At 41.3% G+C, this 21,242-nt stretch carries 20 protein-coding genes; 14 read left to right on the forward strand and 6 right to left on the reverse strand.

All coding sequences use genetic code 11. The features are described 5' to 3' along the window. Positions 1-80 precede the first annotated feature (80 nt). The 4 genes from FTU98_RS01790 (at position 81) to FTU98_RS01805 (ending at position 5,427) form a co-directional block, all read left to right on the forward strand. Complete coding sequence (locus tag FTU98_RS01790; RefSeq protein ID WP_180050215.1) at positions 81-1,793, forward strand: AAA family ATPase; 1,713 nt, start codon at positions 81-83, stop codon at positions 1,791-1,793. Between the two features lie 140 nt (positions 1,794-1,933). Next, on the forward strand, positions 1,934-2,917 hold the full coding sequence (locus FTU98_RS01795; RefSeq protein ID WP_179991320.1) for an ion transporter: 984 nt from the start codon (positions 1,934-1,936) through the stop codon (positions 2,915-2,917). 283 nt (positions 2,918-3,200) lie between these two features. Then, positions 3,201-4,121, forward strand: a complete 921-nt coding sequence (locus FTU98_RS01800) for a LysR family transcriptional regulator (RefSeq protein WP_131261626.1) — start codon at positions 3,201-3,203, stop codon at positions 4,119-4,121. A 130-nt stretch (positions 4,122-4,251) separates the two neighbouring features. After that, the gene (locus FTU98_RS01805) at positions 4,252-5,427 is read left to right on the forward strand and encodes a CynX/NimT family MFS transporter (protein ID WP_154320808.1); all 1,176 of its coding nucleotides are present in this window, start codon (positions 4,252-4,254) and stop codon (positions 5,425-5,427) included. An 85-nt stretch (positions 5,428-5,512) separates the two neighbouring features. Here FTU98_RS01805 and FTU98_RS01810 read toward each other — a convergent pair whose 3' ends face one another. Further along, on the reverse strand, positions 5,513-5,968 hold the full coding sequence (locus FTU98_RS01810; protein WP_004976854.1) for a DUF441 domain-containing protein: 456 nt from the start codon (positions 5,966-5,968) through the stop codon (positions 5,513-5,515). Between the two features lie 159 nt (positions 5,969-6,127). On the opposite strand from FTU98_RS01810, the gene FTU98_RS01815 reads away from it, so the two are divergent. Then, entirely contained in the window at positions 6,128-6,850 is a 723-nt protein-coding gene (locus FTU98_RS01815) for a pseudouridine synthase (RefSeq protein WP_131261624.1), read from the forward strand. 101 nt (positions 6,851-6,951) lie between these two features. On the opposite strand, the gene FTU98_RS01820 is transcribed toward FTU98_RS01815, so the two are convergent. The 3 genes from FTU98_RS01820 to FTU98_RS01830 all read right to left on the reverse strand — a co-directional run bounded on the left by FTU98_RS01820 (position 6,952) and on the right by FTU98_RS01830 (position 8,870). Next, the gene (locus tag FTU98_RS01820; RefSeq protein WP_004976850.1) at positions 6,952-7,395 is read right to left on the reverse strand and encodes a GNAT family N-acetyltransferase; all 444 of its coding nucleotides are present in this window, start codon (positions 7,393-7,395) and stop codon (positions 6,952-6,954) included. A gap of 93 nt (positions 7,396-7,488) precedes the next feature. Next, positions 7,489-7,845: a type II toxin-antitoxin system RelB/DinJ family antitoxin gene (locus tag FTU98_RS01825; protein ID WP_004976848.1), complete on the reverse strand. Its 357-nt coding sequence runs from the start codon at positions 7,843-7,845 to the stop codon at positions 7,489-7,491. 110 nt (positions 7,846-7,955) lie between these two features. Then, entirely contained in the window at positions 7,956-8,870 is a 915-nt protein-coding gene (locus FTU98_RS01830; RefSeq protein WP_154320807.1) for a pseudouridine synthase, read from the reverse strand. Positions 8,871-9,086: 216 nt separating this feature from the next. On the opposite strand from FTU98_RS01830, the gene tsaE reads away from it, so the two are divergent. The 4 genes from tsaE to hfq all read left to right on the forward strand — a co-directional run bounded on the left by tsaE (position 9,087) and on the right by hfq (position 13,100). After that, positions 9,087-9,563, forward strand: coding sequence for a tRNA (adenosine(37)-N6)-threonylcarbamoyltransferase complex ATPase subunit type 1 TsaE (gene tsaE, locus FTU98_RS01835; protein ID WP_096901184.1), 477 nt, complete (start codon positions 9,087-9,089; stop codon positions 9,561-9,563). Beyond that, the gene (gene mutL, locus FTU98_RS01840) at positions 9,556-11,538 is read left to right on the forward strand and encodes a DNA mismatch repair endonuclease MutL (RefSeq protein WP_154320806.1); all 1,983 of its coding nucleotides are present in this window, start codon (positions 9,556-9,558) and stop codon (positions 11,536-11,538) included. The genes tsaE and mutL overlap by 8 nt, the downstream gene beginning before the upstream one ends. A gap of 6 nt (positions 11,539-11,544) precedes the next feature. Beyond that, positions 11,545-12,489, forward strand: coding sequence for a tRNA (adenosine(37)-N6)-dimethylallyltransferase MiaA (gene miaA / locus FTU98_RS01845; RefSeq protein ID WP_154320805.1), 945 nt, complete (start codon positions 11,545-11,547; stop codon positions 12,487-12,489). A 92-nt stretch (positions 12,490-12,581) separates the two neighbouring features. Further along, positions 12,582-13,100 (forward strand): RNA chaperone Hfq, encoded by a 519-nt coding sequence (hfq, locus tag FTU98_RS01850; protein WP_154320804.1) that lies wholly within the window; start codon positions 12,582-12,584, stop codon positions 13,098-13,100. 169 nt (positions 13,101-13,269) lie between these two features. Here the strand turns inward: hfq and FTU98_RS01855 are convergent, their stop codons facing one another. Then, positions 13,270-14,568 carry a peptidylprolyl isomerase gene (locus tag FTU98_RS01855; RefSeq protein ID WP_104851883.1) on the reverse strand — a complete coding sequence of 433 codons (1,299 nt, stop codon included), beginning with the start codon at positions 14,566-14,568 and terminating at the stop codon, positions 13,270-13,272. Then, positions 14,568-17,012: an LPS-assembly protein LptD gene (locus tag FTU98_RS01860; protein ID WP_154320803.1), complete on the reverse strand. Its 2,445-nt coding sequence runs from the start codon at positions 17,010-17,012 to the stop codon at positions 14,568-14,570. The genes FTU98_RS01855 and FTU98_RS01860 overlap by 1 nt, the downstream gene beginning before the upstream one ends. Before the next feature lie 120 nt (positions 17,013-17,132). Here FTU98_RS01860 and FTU98_RS01865 point away from each other — a divergent pair, with 120 nt between their 5' ends. The 5 genes from FTU98_RS01865 (at position 17,133) to FTU98_RS01885 (ending at position 21,242) form a co-directional block, all read left to right on the forward strand. Beyond that, on the forward strand, positions 17,133-18,146 hold the full coding sequence (locus tag FTU98_RS01865) for an aminoglycoside phosphotransferase family protein (protein ID WP_154320802.1): 1,014 nt from the start codon (positions 17,133-17,135) through the stop codon (positions 18,144-18,146). Next, complete coding sequence (murU, locus tag FTU98_RS01870; RefSeq protein WP_131261486.1) at positions 18,147-18,836, forward strand: N-acetylmuramate alpha-1-phosphate uridylyltransferase MurU; 690 nt, start codon at positions 18,147-18,149, stop codon at positions 18,834-18,836. Between the two features lie 84 nt (positions 18,837-18,920). Further along, positions 18,921-19,553 carry a 16S rRNA (guanine(527)-N(7))-methyltransferase RsmG gene (gene rsmG / locus FTU98_RS01875; RefSeq protein ID WP_154320801.1) on the forward strand — a complete coding sequence of 211 codons (633 nt, stop codon included), beginning with the start codon at positions 18,921-18,923 and terminating at the stop codon, positions 19,551-19,553. 22 nt (positions 19,554-19,575) lie between these two features. After that, complete coding sequence (locus tag FTU98_RS01880) at positions 19,576-20,358, forward strand: ParA family protein (protein ID WP_096901175.1); 783 nt, start codon at positions 19,576-19,578, stop codon at positions 20,356-20,358. After that, positions 20,355-21,242, forward strand: coding sequence for a ParB/RepB/Spo0J family partition protein (locus tag FTU98_RS01885; protein ID WP_131261484.1), 888 nt, complete (start codon positions 20,355-20,357; stop codon positions 21,240-21,242). The genes FTU98_RS01880 and FTU98_RS01885 overlap by 4 nt, the downstream gene beginning before the upstream one ends.

Consider the following 21,242-nt stretch of genomic DNA (forward strand, 5'->3'; position numbering starts at 1 on the left):
TGTCGTATTCGCAGACTTGAGCCTTAACTTTTAGGCAAAAACTCGTTAGGCTATAGCCGTTCAGCAATGGTATAGGTCTTATGAAACAGGAAACTGCACTTAAACTTTTAAAAGCAGGCGAAAATGTCTTTTTAACAGGCTCTGCTGGTGCGGGTAAAACCTATACCCTGAATCAATACATCAATTATTTAAAAGCACGAAAAGTACCTGTAGCCATTACAGCATCTACAGGTATTGCTGCAACGCATATGAATGGCATGACCATTCACACGTGGGCAGGTATTGGTATTAAAGACTTTTTGTCCGATGCCGACCTAAAAAATATGAAAGAGCGCAAATATCTCAAAGAACATTTAGAAAATGCGCAAGTGTTGATTATTGATGAAATTTCGATGTTGCATGCCAAGCAACTGAATTTAGTCAATCAGGTTTTAAAATATTTTAAAGACAGTGATGAAGCCTTTGGCGGCATTCAGGTGATTGTTGCAGGAGATTTTTTCCAGTTACCGCCTGTAGGAAAAAACGATGAGCGCAATCGTGACAAGTTCTGTTTTATGTCAGAGGCGTGGGTCGAAGCTAAATTTCGAGTCTGTTATTTAACTGAGCAGCACCGTCAGGGCGACGATTATTTAAATGACATTCTCAATGCAATTCGTGCACAAAGTATTGATCATCAACATATTCAGGCTTTGGAGCACACCCGCCATCAAGATATTGGCGACACTTTCACACGTTTATATACGCACAATATGGACGTGGACAATATCAACTTTAAGCATCTGAATGAAATTGAAACTGAGAGCAAGCAGTTTGATGCCGTGTGTGATGGCAATGAAAAGTTGATTGAAACGCTGAAATCATCCGTACGTGCGCCTGAAATTTTAAATCTAAAAAAACATGCCAAAGTGATGTTTGTTAAAAACAACTTCGATATGGGCTATATCAACGGCAGTTTGGGCGAAGTGATTGGCTTTGAAGAAGATGACGATCACGGTATTTTGCCTAAAGTAAAATTGACCGATGGCACAGTATTACTGGTCGAGCCTGAAACTTGGTCGGTGGATAATGATGCAGGCAAAACCATTGCCAGTTTCCAGCAAATTCCGCTGCGTTTGGCATGGGCAATTACCATCCACAAATCACAAGGTATGACCTTAGAAGCGGCAGAAATCAATCTTAGCCATACTTTTGAAAAAGGGCAGGGTTATGTGGCGTTGTCACGATTAAAATCGTTAAGCGGTTTGCGTTTATTGGGATTTAATAGCCAAGCTTTGGAACTCGACAGTTTAGCGATTAAGGCTGACCGCCGTTTTCAGGAATTGTCTGAAGAAGCTGAAACGCACTATGAGCTGATGGATTTAACACCACAACATAATGCATTTATTCGTCACTGTGGTGGCACGTTGAACGAAACCGAAATTTTGCGCAATGAAAAGAAAATTGCCAAAGGTGGAAAAACCAATTATGCGACTGCCACGTTAGATGAAACCCGCGCTTTATTTGAAGAAGGTTATGATATTCAGGATATTGCAGTAGAGCGAGGTTTAACTCCTGCAACTATTATCAACCATTTGGCACGTTTGCAAAAAGAACAAAATCTGGATATTTCAGTGGCACATCCAGGTGAAGAAGTGGTGGAAGAGGTCCGTAAAATTTATAAGCGATTAATGAAGCGTCAAAATGCAGAGCACTTCAGCGATGATGGCGCAATTAAACTGCGCCCGATTGTTGAAGCGACTAGTCCACGCATGGGCTATGATCAGGTGCGTTTAGCATTGCTGTTTATTCAGTAGTTTAGTCATTTGGATAATGATGACTTATACTGCAATTCTGCATTAAAAATGCCCGCTTAACGTCACATAAAATACTATCGTTTTGAGAAAAACTTCGGTTAAACTGCCATCACTGTAAGCCTTAAAATATAATATTCGGTATGGCATTTACACCGTGGTACACATTTCGAAAATTTGTCTATAACAACTTACACGACGATGACTATGAAACATGGTTTAGTCGTTGCATTAACTATTTTTTAATTTTACTGATTTTAGGCAATGCCAGTGCGGTTATTTTAGAGTCGGTGAATGATGTCTATCTTGCCTATCAGGTATTTTTTGACCATTTTGAAAACTTTTCCATCGCAGTGTTTACGCTTGAATATTTGCTGCGGATTTGGAGTATTGCCGAAAAAGACCCGTTTATTTCGCCGTGGAAACAGCGTGTAAAATGGCTTACCAGCGGTGGGGCAATTATAGATTTGTTGGCGATTCTACCTGCTTATATTAACTTCTTTGTGCATCTAGATTTACGGTTCCTAAGAATTTTACGTTTGCTGCGTTTGTTAAAACTGACACGTTACTTTGTATCATTGCAAATTTTATTAAGAGTGATCAAACGGGAAAAAGGATCATTTCAGGCAGTCATTTTTATTCTCTCTATTATGATTGTGATGTCTGCCGCAGGTGTGTATGTGGTGGAAAGCAAGGCACAGCCTGAAGCCTTTAGCTCAATTCCCGCTTCGATGTGGTGGGCAGTGGTGACTTTAACCACAGTCGGTTATGGCGATGTCACACCAATTACCCCTTGGGGCAGAATTTTAGGTGCGTTAATTACGGTATTGGGTGTCGGCTTGGCAGCATTGCCTGCAGGTATTTTAGCCACAGGTTTAGCCAACGAACTTGAACAACGTAAGCAGCATTTAGGGTTGAAATTTAGAGAGCTATTGCAAAATAGTGAGATTGATCTGTTAAATGATCAAGAAAAAATTGAAGATTTACGCAAACAAGTCGGTTTAACCATTGAGCAAACCCAAGATATTTTATTGCAGTTAATTCGTGAGCGTCGTGAAGAAGAGCTGCGTTTAGAACAGGAGCCTTATAAATACTGCCCACATTGTGGAGAGAAGTTGTCGGAGTAAGCGAGGCTTGGGTTAAGAATTTCAATTCTAGTTTGGCTCTGCACGTTGGAAGCCTAAAACATGCTTGCTGAAAGCCATATTATTTTTATGGAATTGTATTGATTTCGTAGTAAATATCATCGAATAAAAACTAAGATGAAGAAAACTCATTATTTACATGCTAAGATTAAATTAATTCATTATTAAATTGAATCATGTTTGGCTTTGTTTCTTATTTTGCAAAATAAAAATGCGACCTAGGTCTAAACATGCAGTCAATAACTTGAAAAACTAGGAACAAGCAATGCTTGAAATTCGCCACTTAAAAACGCTATCAGCCCTGCGTGAACATGGTTCTTTGGTTGCTGCCGCCAATGATTTATGTCTGACGCCATCTGCCATTTCTCATCAACTCAAAGAACTAGATCATTGGTATGGCGTAGAAGTGGTGAACCGTCGTAGTCGCCCTGTGACATTTTCCAATGTCGGACAGCGTTTATTGAAACTGGCGGATGATGTCCTGCCACAAATTCAAATCACCCAAACTGATATTACCCGCATTGTGCATGGTCAAACGGGGCGAATTATTTTTTCTTCGGAATGTCATAGTTGCTTTGACTGGTTGATGCCGCTGCTGAATCAATATCGTCAGCAATACCCTGATGTAGATTTAGATTTTGCTTCAGGTTTTGAAGCCAATCCGCATGAATTATTGCAAAACGCAGAATTTGATTTATTGATTACCGCAGACCCGATTGCCTTAAAAGGTATCGAATATTTTCCAATTTTTGAATATGAATCGCGTTTGGTGTTGTCAAATACTCATCCTTTAGTACGTGCCGAGCGCATTACCGTACAGGAGTTGGCAGAAGAAACCCTGATTACCTATCCTGTCGATAAACACCGTTTAGATATTATGTCTAAGCTATTCATTCCAGCCAATATTCAGCCAAAAGCTATTCGTACTACAGATTTAACCCAAATGTTGATTCAACTGGTGGCGAGTGGGCGAGGGATTGGCGCATTGCCAGATTGGGTGGTGAATGAATATGAGCAAAAAGGCTGGGTAACTTCACGTCGTTTAGACTGCGTTGCTGCGGGAGGATTACGCCGTACCTTGTATGCGGGTTATCGTAGCGAAGAAAAAGAAAAGTGCTATTTTGAAGGCTTTTTGAAGCAATTAGAGAAATTTTCCCAAAAACGCACGCAGTATTATTCAAGTTAAAAATCGTACGATCAGCATCGTAAAGAGAATGCTAATTTATCGCTAAAAACACTAAGCTCATCTAAATCTCCACTAAAAACAGTGAGATGTTCTTGCTAAGCTTGCCTTGCGAAAATTAAGGGAGAGCGCAGTGAGTTCGGTACGTTGGCTGACAAAGGATTTGTGGATTGTTGCTGCGGGTTTTATGGCAGCAATGCATATTGGCAAGTTGCCACCGACTGTACCCATCCTACAAGCTGAACTCGGAATTAGTTTGGTTCAGGCAGGTTTTTTGCTGTCTTTGGTACAAGCTGCGGGCATGTCTTTGGCGTTGTTGCTAGGCAGTTATACTGCAAAAATTGGCTTAAAACGCTGTGTACTTTTGGGTTTGTCTTTATTGGCAGGTGCAAGTTTTGTTGGTGGTTTTGTACATAGCTTTTCCGCACTATTAAGTCTGCGTGTAATTGAAGGTTTTGGCTTTTTACTGATTACACTCAGCGGCCCTGCATTTATTCGTCAACTGGTTGCAGTGGAGCAGTTGCCTGCCAAAATGGGGCTGTGGAGTGCCTATATGGGCGGTGGGATGGGTATTGGTTTACTAAGTACGCCGTTTTTACTGCCCATCTTGGATTGGCAAGGCGTGTGGATGTGTTTGGGATTGTTATCCTTTGCGCTCGCAATCATCATTTATAAAGCCGTACCAAGTGTGCAGATCAGCACGCAAGCCATTGCCATCTTTGAACTGATTAAAAGCACTTTGAGCCATCCACCCGCATGGATATTGGCTTTGGTTTTTGGTGTTTATGCAGGGCAGTGGTTCAGTTTGGTGGGTTTTTTGCCGACCATTTATCAGCAATATCAAATATCTTTACAAACCGCAGGTGTGCTCACAGCTATGGTTGCAATGGCAAATGCGGTGGGTACATTTGTATGTGGGTTGTTATTACAGCGTGGGCTGAGAGCGCAAGTGTTGATGCAAATGGGTTTTGCGGTATTGATGCTATGCGCACTGAGTTTTTATATTTTGCGTGATGTTTTACCATTCATTGTGCAGTTTTTATTGGTCATCCATTTCTCTTTATTTGGTGGTTTAGTCGCAGCTGTGGTATTTGCGCAAGTACTTAATTTTGCACCACAACCGATTGCGATTAGTACCACCGTAGGTTTGGTGTTGCAGTGCTCGGCAATTTCACAATTTTTATTGCCGCCTGTGGTCGCAGCTATCGTATCTGCCACAGGAACATGGCTTTGGGTTGGTATTTTAATGGCCGTTTTATCTGCAATGGGAATGATATTAACATCTATCTTGTTTCGCAAAGTGGCTTAGATTTGGATGGTTTTTATTGAAATTGGTTGATACAAGACGATGAATTCAAGCAAAACCATCTAAACCAAGCGTCCCTAAATCTATGTTAAGAATAGCCAATAAACAAGGTGAGAATTCCTGCTGCAATCAGTGGTCCCACAGGCACGCCACGTAGCACAGCAACACCTGCGACTGTACCAATCAATAAGCCTGCGACCACATCAGGCTGATTGGTCATGAGCTTGACACCACGCCCGCCTAACCATGCCACAAAAACACCAATTGCAATCGCAAGTAAAGATTTCCAACTCAGGAAAGATTTTAGAATTGCTTCGCCTGGAAGTTTGCCACTGGCAATGGGTGTCAGTACGCCAATGGTGAGAATGATAATGCCCAGATTTAAGCCATGCTGCTGCAATAGTGGGAAAAATTCACTTAGCGGCGTAATTCTAAAAACAATCAGTACTGCTGCGGCAATGGTCACAGCCGTATTTTGGCTAAAAATACCGCATGCGAGTAGAACGATCAGCACCATCAGGTTAAGGTCTAATTGAGAGAGCATGGTGATCCATAAAAGGGGAAATAAATTGGAAAAGTGCAGTTATTGTAACTGTTTTGCACTACAAGCGGGCAAGGTACGCAATGTGTTCAGAATTTACGGTGTATTTGGTTTAGAATAGCAGCAAATATATTTATACTTTTTATCATTAGGTCGCTCATCATGTTGTTGGAAAAAATGTTGCAATCACAAGGCTTTGGATCACGTAAACATTGCCAACAACTCATTAAAAATGGTGCAGTCACCATTATGGGCGAAACCCAGACCAATCCTAAATTCGCGATAAAAATTGCGCCTGAAACGGTTTTGCAATTTTCGGTGTATGGGGAAAATTATCAATATCGTGAAAAGGTCTATATCGCCTTACATAAACCACAAGGCTATGAGTGTTCGCATCAGGCGACCCATCATTTTAGTGTGTTTGACTTGTTTGATGATGTATTGCTGAATCGTGGTTTGCAGTGTGTTGGACGCTTAGATCAGGACACCACAGGGCTGTTATTGCTGACGGATGATGGACAGTTTTTACAAGCATTGACCCATCCTAAAAAGCATGTGGCAAAAGTGTATGCTATGCACACCGCAGACCCGATTAATGCAACACAAATCCAGCAACTTGAGCAGGGTGTCGCATTGCGCAATGAATCAGGGACATTTGCTGCAACAGAGGTACAACAGCTTGCTGAACATGAATTGCAGATGACCATTCATCAAGGTGTTTATCACCAAGTTAAACGTATGCTGGCAGCAGTGGGCAATAAAGTAGAACAATTACATCGTCAGCAAGTTGGTGCATTAAACTTGACTGATTTGGCTTTAGATGTGGGTGAATGGATGTATTTAAGCCCTGAACATGTCGAGTTGGCAAAAAGCCGTATGGAATAACATGAGTTTAGCTGAGCTTTCATCAATAGCTTATGAGCAATGGCTTGGGCTAGGTTAAATTTAAATCCATTGTCTAACTCTGCAATCGTCAGATCAGATGACTATTTTAAAAAGCAGTGATAGGTTTGAAATTCATCATCTTTGACAAAACCCATCTTTTCATACAATTGGTGGGATTGGTAATTACTTTTCTGTGTTTCAAGGCTAATCCGTAGCGCATTTTCATGTCGTGCAAATAAAATTGCAGTATCAATGAGCTGTTTGGCCGAACCTTGTCGTCTAAAAACAGGGGTGACATAAACGTCATCTAAAATATAGTAGGTCGAGCAGGCAACCGAAGAAAAGCCTAAATAAAGTAATACAAATCCAGTGATTTTTTGATCTTTGATATGAATGAAAATCACACTTTCCTGATTTTCAAAACGCTGTTTTAAGAATGCTGCTGAAAGGCTTAAATTCGAGGATGCACCATAAAACTGACGATACTCATCGAACAATACAGCAAGCTGGTCTAAGTCTTCTAAAGTGGCACGTCTTACAATCATTACGATACTCCATGCTTTTTTATTGTCCTTGCATGAAGCATAGCTAAGTTTTTAAAGTAAATTTTTAAAGAATTGTTTAAAAATGCAACACTGTTAATTTTTGTCAGTTTCACCCAAAATTGCATTGAGTTCATCAAACAAGTCTAGATGTTCATCATCCAGTTCAAAATCTTCAACACTATTATTGCCAGTTACAGATGCTTCATTGCTTGGGGTTGCATCCACTAGCGTTGCTTTTTGCTCTTGTTTTAATTTGCGTAACTTAATCAATTGTTCCAGATTAATATTCTGATTTTCAATTGAAAAGGGAATTGATTTAGTCAGCACGACTTGCTTAAAAAACAAACGTACCGCTTGCGCAGGCGTAATCCCCAACTGTTTAAACACAGCAAAGGCTTGTTTTTTCTCTTGAGAGTCCAAGCGTACTTGATAGACTTCAGTTTTTCTCATAATTTTTAATAGAAGGAAGTAGATTTAAATTTTAGCAATATTGTAAACAATTCATTTGTAATTTCAATATGACTACAACGAAAATCCACTATTTTGTAATGACAAACATATTACAATGTCAATTCTTGCTGTGCGCTAAAGTGGAATTGTTGCTGGCTAATCGGGTCAAAAAAACTTAAATGCTTGGCAAGCAATTGTAGCGGTGCAGAAAAATCATCTGCTTGTTTGTGCTGTAAAATGGGGTAAAACGGGTCGTTCTTAATCGCAATACCTAAGCTATTTAAATGCACACGCAGTTGGTGCTGCTTGCCTGTTGTAGGCTTTAATTCATATTTTGCCCATGTTTGATTATGTTCAAGCAAACGAATTTCTGTTTCGCTGTTAGGTGTGCCTGCCACGACGTGCATCAAATAAAAAGGTTCACCTTTTTCCATGCGTAATTGCACAGTACATGGTAGTGACAAATTAGCTTGATAAGGCGCAATGGCATGGTAGGTTTTTTGCACCTGACGTTCTGCAAATAATTGCTGATACACCGCCCGAGTTTCTGGTTGTTTGGAAAACAGCACCACACCCGCAGTTTCGCGGTCTAAACGATGAATAGGTGTGAGCTGCTCATTCTGTGTTTGTTTTTTTAAGCGTACTAATAGGGTTTCTTGTACATATTGCCCTGTAGGGCTCATGGTCAAAAAATGTGGTTTATCTACAACCAATAAGTGTTCATTTTCAAATAAAACTTGATGCTGAAAAGGCACGGCAACTTCATGCGCTAAAAAACGATAATAAAAAATATCCTGATGTGCGCTATAAGGTGTATCTAAATCTAAACGCTTGCCTTCGGCATCATAAACCAGACCATCCTCAAAGCGTTGCAGCCATTCCTGTGCAGAAATATGGGCAAACTGGGCACATAAATAACGAAAAATTGATTCAGGCTGTGTGCTTAATTTGGGTAAATGCAATTTGCTGGCGCTCACACCATCTAGCATGGGTGGAACAAAGGTGTTGGGATGAGTCGACTTCATCTGCAAATTGCTCATATTCAGGTGGGAGAGTTTCTTTTTCATCATATTGAAAATAGCCTAAGCAGTTTGGGTGCTAAGCTTAATAATCTTGATTCATTGCCTTGTCTAAACTTGTTATAAATTGTCCACATTTACACAGTTTTATCCATCAGTACATAGGCTTTAAAGCAGTGCGATGCTATCATAATTGGTCTTTTGAATCATGTCGTGAGCGTTATGCAGTATTCATTTAATTTGGCTTTAAATAATGAGCAAGATACCCAAAATCTGGCGCAGGTTTTGGCAACGCATTTTCGGTCGGGTGTGATTTATTTAATTGGTGATTTAGGCGCAGGAAAAACCACTTTATCGCGTTATTTTCTACAGCATTTGGGGCATCAGGGCGCGGTTAAAAGCCCGACTTACACCTTGGTGGAACCTTATCAAATACAAGGACAAGATATTTTTCATTTTGATTTATATCGTTTAAATGATCCTTATGAATTAGAGCTGATGGGCATTCGTGATTATTTAGAAACCCCAAATGCCTTGTTTTTATTTGAATGGCCATCAAAAGGTGGCGATGAAATTCCGCCCGCAGACCTGATCATTGAAATTAAAAAATCGGAAGATGAATTAAGCCGTACTGCAACGCTAAGTTCGTCTTCGGTTGCATTACAACAAGCTTTGGAGCAACAATTTAATCATGCCTAATGATGTGTTAAATCTACGTCGGATCCACACGCTTGAACCTGCCTTAGCCAACCAAATTGCTGCAGGTGAGGTGATTGAACGTCCTGCCTCTGTGGTCAAAGAACTACTAGAAAACTCCATTGATGCAGGTGCAACCGAGCTAATTATTCGGGTGGCACAAGGCGGCAGTACACTCATTGAAATTATTGATAATGGTCGTGGCATTCATGCTGAAGATTTGCCTTTGGCGGTGACTCGTCACGCGACCAGTAAAATTCAAACGGCTGATGATTTACATGCTATTGTCAGTTTAGGCTTTCGTGGTGAAGCACTGGCATCAATTGCAGCAGTATCGCGTTTGACTTTGGTCAGCAGCCAAACTGAAGATGGTGTTGGTTATCAGGTTGAAGTCAATGGCACTGCCTTTGACCATCAAGATATTCAGGCCGTTGCTGCACAAAAAGGCACACATATTCGGGTGCAGGATTTATTTTTTAATGTGCCTGCACGACGTAAGTTCCTGAAAAAAGCAGGTACAGAATTTGGACATATTGAAGAAATTGTCCGTCGTTTGGCGCTGACACATTTTGATATTCGTTTTGTTTTGGAACACAACGACAGCATTAAACTGAATTTACCCATTGCAGACAGTGGCGAATTGCGTTTTCAGCGCGTGCAGCAACTTTTAGGACGAAACTTTGTCGAAAATGCCTATTGGATTGATGCTGATAGTGTCACCATGCGCTTATCGGGTTGGTTGGGGCATCCTTCCGATGCACGTTCACAAGCCGATTTACAGTATGTGTATGTGAATGGACGTATTGTAAAAGACAAGACCATCTCCCATGCTTTGCGTATGGCATACGAAGGTATTTTGCATGGACATCAACATGCTGCATATTTGCTATTTTTAGAAGTAGAACCTGAAAATATTGATGTCAATGTGCATCCGACCAAGCATGAAATTCGCTTTTTAAATCAGCGAGAAGTTCATGAGTTTGTAAGACATTACGCCAAAGAAACCTTAGCGCAATTTCAAACTGCAACTGCAGATTTAGCTACAGCCATGAAAGCCGATCCTATCGAACAAGCTGCGCCTTATGTGGTGCAACCGCGTTATCAGGAACAATTTTTACTGCACAAACATGCCGAGGCAAATCCTTACAATTCCGCTGACGATGCAGTAGATGCGTACACGATGCAGCCTGCTTCACAAGCGGGAAGTGAGTTACTTACCGATTTTAATCAGAGTCAGCCGCAGACAGTTCAATATAACCGACCTGTGCAGAGTAATTATCAAGGTTCGCAACAGCTCAACAATGCTTTAAAAAGCTATCTCGCGCCTTTACGTGATCTAGATCAAGACTCAGCCAATCTTACGCAAACAAACACAACACCTGCGGTGGATGAGCATCCGCTCGGCATTGCAATTGCGCAATTGCATGGTATTTACATTCTGGCGCAAAACAGTGAAGGCTTGATTATTGTAGATATGCATGCCGCCCATGAACGAATTGTGTTGCAACAGATGAAAGCCGCTTGGGATAAACCTGAGTTTTGGACTTCGCAGCAATTGCTGATCCCCAAAGTTATCAGCATTAGCCGCATGCAAGCCATGCGGGTGGATGATTTAAAAGAACAATTGGCACGACTGGGCTTGGAAATAGACCAATATGGCGATGAACAGGTCATTGTGCGCGGTGTGCCCGCGATTTTGCATAAGGCAGATTTTGCCGAATTAATTCCTGAATTACTTGATGATTTAGACCCGAATGATGAGGCGCAAGCCTTGTTGCAAAAGCGTGATCATATTTTGGCGGGAATGGCATGTCATAGTGCAGTACGTGCACATCGGATGTTAAGTCTTTCTGAAATGAATGCCTTATTGCGTCAAATGGAACAAACCGAATTTGCTAGCCAATGTAATCATGGTCGCCCGACTTGGCGTGCCTTTCCATTGGCACAACTAGATAAACTTTTTGCTCGAGGAGAGTAGCGTTACATGTCAAATCAATTGCCGGTCATCAATTTAATGGGACCAACTGCAAGTGGTAAAACTGCTTTGGCATGTGAACTCTATGAACTAGGTCATTTTGAGCTAATTTCAGTCGATTCTGCGCTGGTTTATCGAGATATGGACATTGGTACAGCCAAGCCGACTAAAGCGGAGCAGGCGCGTTATCCGCACCATTTGATTGATATTATCAGCCCGCTTGAAGTTTATTCTGCTGCACAGTTTGTGGAAGATGCTTGTGCCTTAATTGATGATATGCACGCGCGTGGCAAAACCCCAATTTTAGTGGGTGGAACCATGCTGTATTTTAAAGCTTTGCTTGAAGGACTATCTTCCAATTTACCCAGTGCCAATTACGACGTCCGTGCAGAAATTGAAGATAAAGCTGCACGCGAAGGTTGGGAAGCGGTCTATGCAGAGTTGTGTGCAGTAGATGCACTGGCGGGTGAAAAATTTAAGGTATCAGATAAACAACGTATTATTCGTGCACTAGAAGTTTATAAATTAACAGGAACGCCAATTACCCAGCTTCAGGCGGAACAACCCAAAAATGTACCATATCGTTACACTTTTCATAACCACGCCTTGATGCCTGATCGGGTAGAATTACATCAGCGTATTCAAAAACGCTTAGAGATTATGTGGGAAATGGGTTTTTTGAATGAGGTGCGACATCTTATTGAAAATTACGATTTAGATGCTAATTTACCCTCTATGCGTTCAGTTGGCTATCGTCAAGCTTTAGAGTTTTTGCAAAACGGTGATGAAAGTCGCGAAAAAATGCAGGAAATGGAGGATAAGGCGCTATTCGCGACACGACAACTCGCGAAACGTCAATATACTTGGCTCAGATCGTTGCAAGAATCGCATAAATTTCACACATATTTTACGATAAAGCAGGCTCAAGAAGACTTGCGAAACTGTTACGGATAAAGCAAAATTTACCTACTGTCTTTTTTATAATTTTTAATTGAAAAATAGAGATAGTTTTTGCGCTGATTTTTAATTATTTTTGGAGTTATAACATGTCTAAAGGTCAAACTTTACAAGATCCGTTCTTGAATTCTCTCCGTAAAGAACGTATTCCTGTTTCTATCTTCCTTGTGAACGGTATTAAGCTACAAGGCCATATTGAATCTTTTGACCAGTATGTTGTTTTATTAAAAAATACGGTAAGCCAAATGGTTTACAAACATGCAATTTCTACAGTTGTTCCTGCACGTAATCCACGTCCAGCGGGTGCACCAGCAGGCGGTCAAGGCGCAGGCTTTGGTGGTCAAGGTGGCGGCTTCGGTGGTCAAGGTGGTGGCTTCGGTGGTCAAGGCGGCTTCGGTGCTCAAGGTGGTGGCTTTGGCGGTCAAGGTGGCTTCGGTGGTCAAGGTGGTGGCTTCGGTAGTCAAGGTGGTTTCGGTGGTCAAGGCGGTGGCTTCGGTGGTCAAGGTGGCTTCGGTGGTCAAGGTGGCTTCGGTGGCGGTCAAGCAACTGGCGGTTTTGACAACGATTCTAAATTTGAAGAATCTTCAGAAGACGATAACAACCGTTAATTGATCTTCTTAAAAAACCTCTCGAAATGAGAGGTTTTTTTATGTCTATGGTTTTTTTATCAAAGTCGTATTTTGGTAGTGGCTAAGATGAAGTGCATATGGTAAAAAAGCATAAAAAACCAGTGTTGCTACACTGGTTTTAATTTTGGAAATAGCAGAAAACTTAAGCTTAGTTTTTCTTGCGGTCTAAGCTTGGGTCTTTAATTTCTACAAAAGCATTGTTACGTGTTTCACGTAACCAGCTATCCAATTCAGTATCAAACTGGCGTTCACCTAGTATTTGACGTGCCATACGTTCTTGGTATTCACGAGTCATATCTTGCTGGCGTGTATCGGTCACTTGCAGTACATGCCAACCAAACTGGGTTTGGAATGGTGCGCTAATTTCACCTTTTGCAGTATTTTTCATTTGATTTTCAAATTCTGGCACCATCACGCCAGGATTCACCCAGCCTAGACTGCCGCCATCACGTGCAGAGCCAGCGTCATTAGAGAACGTCGCTGCTAAGGTTGCAAAGTCTTCACCCGCTTTTAAACGGTTGTGAATACTGTCAATCATGTGTTTCGCATTTTCAGGGCTTACGACTTCACTTGGCTGAATCAAGATATGTCGAGTTTGATATTGTGGAACTAGTGCACGTTGCTCAGTACTTTTGCGCTCCAGTAATTTTACGACATGAATACCATCACGGACTTCAATCAGTTCACTGGTTTGCCCCACATCTAATGGCGTAATACGTGCAGCAAGTTCCGCGGGAATATCGGTCAAGTTACGTAAACCCATGTCTGCAGACTGAACGGTTACACCATTGCCTGTATATTTTTTACTAATGGCTTGAATGTCATTGTTCTGCGCCAATTCAGCTTTGACTTGTTGCGCAACTTGTGCGGCATTTTCTGCTCCAGAAACACGCACATGCAAAATATGTACTTGATTGCCTAAGGCAGCCTGACCTTGTGGTGTTTTCAGGAAATTATCAACATCTTGGTCGCTAATTTGAATACGTGACATCACCACTTGCTGACGCAAACGATTCATAGCTAAATCTTCGGCAATACGATTACGTAAAAACGCATAACTGCCTGGTGCAGATTTATCTAATTTTTGCTGAAAAGTTTCTAGGCTGTTTGCGCCATTTTGCTGTGCAACTTTTAAAACTGCTTCATTTAAAGATTTTTCATCAGCTTTAATGTTGTAGCGTTTGACTTGCTCTAATTGCGCTTGGCGTACAATCAGTTGTTCTAAAGCTTGTTGTTCTAAAATGTGTTGTGGTGGAACAGGGCGCTTTTGCATCTCAAGTTGTTGTTTGAGTTCAACCACGCTTTGCGCTAAATCACTTTTTAAAATGACACTATTGTCAACTACAGCCACAATTTGATCATTCGCAGCAAATGCAGGCAGCGCTGCTGTCATGCAAAGTGCCAAGGTAGATGCTTTTAAAAATCGTTTTAACTGTTCTGTTTTCATTAACGTTGTGTCCAAGATTGATTAATTTTATTAAAACCTAAAATACGGTTTTCAAGTAAAGATGCAAGTTTATTATTGAAACTGCCTAAACCTTTTAAATTTAACTCTGCCATAATGGCACGTTTGGGTTTAACGCCCGCATCCGTCACATCATCCAAGTCGTTATAGTAAGAGCGTCCATAGACTGAAATGCCCCAACAGCAAGATTCATAATTCACCCCTAGCAAATATTCACGGGCGACGCTATGGTCTAGGTCGTATTGCGCATGACCTAAAATACGCCAGTTGTTGTGAATCGGCTGAATAAACGATGCCACAACTTGATCATAATGATCTTGACGGTTTGGAATAACACGACGGTTAATATAACCAAAGCTATATAAGTTGCCTTGATCACCCGTGTAAAGCATATTGACACTGCGCTGTGCATTGTCGCCATTTGACATCCATGCAGCATTGGCACCCACACTAAGGTTTTGGCTTAGCTGACTGGTTAAGCTCACAATTGGCCCAGTACGGTTTTCCGTATTAAATTCGTCTTCGGTATTATCCAGCGTGACACGACGATCTTCAAAGTAAAAACTTTGACCAATTCCTGCTCTAAGGCGTTCTAAACCAATTTCATCAAATAGGCTATAGTTTAAACCCAAAGACAAAAAGTTGTTGTCTTCTAAACGGTCATGACCATAGAAACGGTTTGGACTGAACAACTGGTCATAATTAATCGAAGCTGTTGCAGAGTCAAAGTTTGGGTGGTCGTTTTGATTGCGGTACGGTGCATAGGCATAGAACGCGCGCGGGGTAATGGCTTGCAAGAAGCGACCATCTTTTTCAAAGGTAATCCCTGTGTCTAAAGTGAATTGCGGAACAGTAACCGACTCACTTTTACTTGAAGATTTATACGTGTCTGTACTTAGAGTTTCTTCATAGAAGGTGTTGATGTTGCGTAACGATACTTCTGGAATCACAAATGACCACGGGTTACGGTAGTTGTAACGCACTGCAAAGTCATTATAAATACGCGTACCACTTGGTTCCCCATCTTGCGCAGCTAGATCTTTTTTGAAGTAAGCTGTGTCGTTATTAAATTCGACTTGGAAGCCTTGAGGATTGCCCGTTTTATAGTTCAATAAAAATTGTGGTAGGCGTGCATAAGGGCGATCCACAGATGGAATCGTCTTATCCAGGGTTTGGAAATCTTCAACTTTGAGCTGTGCTTTTAAACCCGGTATGCCGTTACGATAATTCAACTCCCAAGCACGACGTAAATTTAGGTCGGTTTTAGAGTTCGGGTTGTTATTTAAATCGGCAAAGTAGTCTTTGTCCGATGCATAGTTATATTCTAAGTTGGTTGAAAATTGTTCGTTGATTTGCCAACCGTGTAAAAAATGTAAGTCTTTACGGTCTTGGTCATCATATTTGGCATCCGATGCTAAATAACCGCCCCAAATTTTACCTGAACCAAAATTTTCAGTTAAATAACGGAATTCACCTTCTAGCATCGCGCCACGATCTGCAATATAACGTGGGCTAACGGTAGCATCAAAATTCGGTGCAAGGTTTAAATACACAGGCACAGATAGCTCGACACCACCATCATTGGTAAAGCCAAAACTAGGCGTCAAAATACCTGTGGTACGGCGGTCATCAATTGGGAAATTGAAGTAGGGTACAGCCAAAACTGGTACATTTTTCACATACAATTTGGTGCCACGTGTTTCACCGCGTCCCGTTTCCTGATTCAGCTTAATTTCATTGGCTTGAATTTTCCAAGTCGGGGCTTGTTCAGGCGGGCAAGTACTGTAAGTGGCATTATTGAGTACCATGGTATTGGTTGAGGTACGTGCAATTTTTTCTGCCATGCCATGCGCATGCTGTTCTTCAGCAATATAAAAACTGTTATTTAAATCGCCTTGCTGAGTTTTAAGGTTGTAGTTAATTTCATCACTTTGCGCAAGTAAACCAGCTTGTGCCATTTGTACACGACCTTCGGCTTTGGCAAAGGTTTGGGTTTGATCAATGGTAATTTTATCGGCGCGAATTTGACGGCCTTGCTGGTCAATCAGGACATTGCCTTCCAAGACGGAATCGCCATTTGGGTCATAGTGACCATAATCGGCAGTAACGGTAGAGGTCGCTTCTGCAGCATCTACGGCAACGGTGCTTGAGCTGATTGGCGTTAGCCATGCACCTTCACAATAGGCAGAACTTTGAGTGTGCCCAAATTGTTGTTGCGCTTCGGGCGTTGCTTTATCAACATAATATTGCTCAAAGAATTGCTGACCTGGGTAAGTCTCTTGAATACTTTGTTTAAGCCGTTGGTTGTCAATATGACTGACCGATGAAGCCTGATCTGCTGTCTGTGCATAACTGGAAACAGAGTGACCACATAACAGAGTTAAGACCGCAGTCGCTAAAGGATTAAATTTAAACTGATGCTTCATTTATCTCATCAACCAAGAGTGCTTAATCGCAATTAATTATTGTCGCATCATAGAGAAAAAGCGCAGAAGTAGCTACACTTAGCACTTTAAAAACTCAGCCTGTATTAGAATTTATTGCAAATGAATACACAACGTGAACAATTGATACAAACATGGATAACATCTGTACTTGGTTCAGATCAATTTGAAACTCATTTTTTAGCAGGCGATGCAAGTTTCCGTCGTTACGCACGAATCAAATTGAATAATAAAACATTTATGCTCATGGATGCACCACCAGAAAAAGAAGATTGTGGTCCTTTTGTGACGATTGATGAATTTTTTGCTGCCCATGGCGTGCGCGTGCCAAAAATTGTAGCTAAAGACCTGACACAAGGCTTTTTGTTGCTTGAAGATTTTGGTGATGTCTTATTATCTACCTTGCTGAATGATCAGACTGTAGATGACTATTATGCGCAGTGTTTTAAACAACTGATTCAATTGCAAGGCATTGATGGTACCGCACATTTCCCTGAATACTCGTATGACAAACTGATCAGTGAAATGGAACTACTCACCGACTGGTTATTGCCTGCCTTACAGATTCAGCCAACGGCTGAAGAAAGTGCATTAATTAAACGTACATTTGCAATTTTGGCCAATGCCGCTTTGGCTCAGCCACAAGTGATTGTGCATCGCGATTTTCATAGTCGTAACTTAATGAAAATTAATGATGATACCGAGCTAGGTGTAATCGATTTTCAGGATGCAGTGATTGGTGCAGACACCTATGACCTGATTTCAATTACGCGTGATGCTTATGTACAGTGGAATGCTGAGCGTGTGTATCGCTGGTTTAAAATGTTTTATGACTTGTTGCCGGCAGCATCTAAGCAAGACCGTGATTTTGAACAATTTAAAAAAGATGCCGATATGATGGCGATTCAGCGTCATATCAAAATTTTAGGTATTTTTGTGCGTTTATTTGAGCGTGATGGTAAATCGGGTTATCTCAAGGATTTACCGCGCGTAATGTGGTATTTACTTGAAGAAAGTAAACCTTATCCAGAATTACAACCATTTATGCACTTTATTCACACGACAGTAATGCCAAAATTTACAGCCAAATATGGTCAGTATGAGGTGGTTGCCTAAATGAAAGCCATGATTCTTGCTGCAGGCATGGGTAATCGTATGCGTCCTTTAACGTTGCATACACCTAAGCCATTATTGGAAGTCGGTGGTAAGCCTTTAATTGTGTGGCACATCGAAAAATTACAAAAGATGGGTGTGCAGGAAATTGTCATCAATACGGCATGGTTGGGTGAAAAACTTGCAGATGCTTTGGGTGATGGTTCGCAATTTGGTGTGAAAATTTTGTGGTCGCATGAAGGCGAAGGCTTAGAAACTGCAGGTGGCATCATCAATGCGTTGCCATTATTGGGCAATGAACCTTTTATATTGGTGAATGGCGATGTTTGGACCACCATGGATTTTGCGCCACTATTAAATGTGCAGCTTCAAGACGACTTGGCACATTTGGTTTTGGTGGAAAACCCTGTGCAGCATCCGCAAGGTGATTTCACTTTGGCTGCAAACAAAGCCTATACTTTTGAGCAAGCACGCTCAGGTGAAAATCTGACTTATAGTGGCGTGGCGGTGATGCATCCGCAAATGTTTAACGGTTTGGAATCGGGCAAACGTCCGCTTGCGCCATTGCTCAAACAAGCCATGCAGCAAGAAAAAATTTCTGCACAGAAATTGCAGGGTGTTTGGGTGGATGTTGGCACTCCTGAACGATTAAATACGCTAGATCAACAAATTCAGCAGGGTGTGTACGCTTAAGTGCATATTCACTAAGCATTCGCCCCTATGACTGCAACTATAAATCGGTATACTTCCATTAACTTTTTCGAGATGTGAATTGTGATGCATTCGTTTTTTCAGGAACTCAAGCAAGGTAGTCAGGCTTTAGGTTTAGAGCTCAGTGATGAGGTTTTAAATTTATTACTCAAATACCAAGATGCTTTGGTGCTATGGAACAAAGCGTACAACCTCACTGCAATTCGTGACCCGAAAGAAATGCTAGTGAAGCATTTGCTAGACAGTCTGAGCATCCTCAAAGATTTGCCTGCAGGTCGTTTACTGGATATTGGTACTGGCGGTGGTATGCCGGGCATGATTATTGCCTTGTGTCAGCCTGAGCGCGATTGCGTGTTATTGGACTCGAATGGTAAAAAGATTCGTTTCTTAAAACAGTTTATTGCCGATTTAAAACTGAAAAACGTCGTGGCAGTTCAGACCCGTGTTGAAAATGAAGACAGCATCCGCGAGTTAGGTCAGTTTGATGTAATTACCAGTCGTGCTTTTGCATCTTTAACTGACTTTGTAGCCGCGTCAAAACCATTTATGCATGAGCAAAGTATTATTGCATCTATGAAAGGTTTGATTCCTGCCGATGAAGTAGAGGCATTGAAAGATGAATTCAGCTGTGAAATTATCGAGCTTAAAGTTCCGCGCTTAGACGAACAACGTCATTTACTTTTATTAAAACGTATCTAATTTTCAAAGGACTGGGTTGATCATGGCACAAATTATTGCGATTGCGAACCAAAAAGGTGGTGTCGGAAAAACCACAACCGCAGTAAATTTGGCAGCATCTTTGGCTGTTTTGAAAAAGCGCATTTTATTGGTCGATATGGACTCACAAGGCAATGCCACCATGGGTTCAGGCATTCAAAAAAATGATTTGCTGTATTCAGTGACCGATGTATTGTTGGGCGAAGTGCCGATTGAAACTGCAATTAGCAAGGCAGAAGTTGGTTATAAAGTTTTGGGTGCCAATCGTGATTTGGCTGGGGTTGAATTGGTGATTGCTGAGCAAGAGGGGCGTGAGTTTATTTTGCGCAATGCCTTGCAAGAAGTTGCCAAAGACTTTGATTATATTATTGTCGACTGTGCACCAAGTTTAAGCTTAATTACAGTAAACGCTTTAGCAGCAGTGCAAAGTGTAATCATTCCAATGCAGTGCGAATATTATGCACTTGAAGGTTTGGCTGACCTGACGCAAACCATTGACCGTATTCAACAAGCACTCAATCCTGATTTAGAAATTATTGGTGTATTACGCACCATGTATGATGCGCGTAATGCCTTAACCCGTGACGTGTCTGAAGAATTATCACACTATTTTGGTAAAAAATTATACGATACCGTGATTCCGCGCAATGTGCGCTTAGCAGAAGCGCCTGCACACGGTTTACCCGTCATTTATTTTGAAAAAAGCTCAAAGGGTGCAGTTGCCTACCTGAATTTAGCAGCTGAAATGTTGAAAAAAAGCAAAGTGAAAAAAGGAAGTAAAGCATGACCACAAAAAAACGCGGATTAGCCAAAGGTCGTGGTTTGGATGCCTTATTGGGGTCAATCCAGAAAGAAAAATTACAACTTGAAGTGCAATCTTTAGATCATGGTCAGCTCAAACAAATTGATGTCAATTTATTAAAACGTGGTGAATATCAACCGCGTCGTTTTATTCAAGAACAAGATTTGCAGGAACTGGCGGCATCTATTGAAAAACATGGTGTAATGCAGCCAATTGTGATTCGTCCTATTGATGACGAACTACATCCTTATGAAATTATTGCAGGTGAACGTCGCTGGCGTGCTGCACAGTTGGCTGGTTTAACTGAAATTCCAGCAATTGTGCGTGATTTGACCGATCAGGTCGCGATTGCTTTGGCATTAATCGAAAACATTCAGCGCCAAGATCTTAATCCGATTGATCAGGCAATGGCGCTGCAACGCTTTCACGATGAGTTTGGCTTGAGTCATCAAGAAATTGCCGAAACAGTAGGTAAAGCACGTACCACGGTCAGTAATTTATTGCGTTTACTCACTTTGGCTGAGCCTGTTAAAGAGTTGATGCAGCAAGGCTTGCTAGATATGGGTCATGCACGTGCGATTTTAACTTTGAAAGCTAAAGATCAGCTCAAAGTCGCGCAGCATGTAATTGAAAAGAATTTATCGGTACGTCAAACCGAACAGTTGGTACGTGACTTTAATGCGCCAAAACAAGAAAAGCCGAAAACGGCTATTGCGCCTGATATTCAACAACTCACGCAACGTCTTTCTGAGCGTTTTAGTGCAGATGTTAAAATTGATTATAACAAGCAAGGTAAGGGCAAATTGACCATCAGTTATCACTCTCTGGAAGAGCTGGATGGTATTTTAAATATTTGCCTGTCCGATTAA

Source organism: Acinetobacter sp. YH12211 (genome assembly GCF_013418015.1).
Taxonomy (GTDB): Bacteria; Pseudomonadota; Gammaproteobacteria; order Pseudomonadales; family Moraxellaceae; genus Acinetobacter; species Acinetobacter towneri.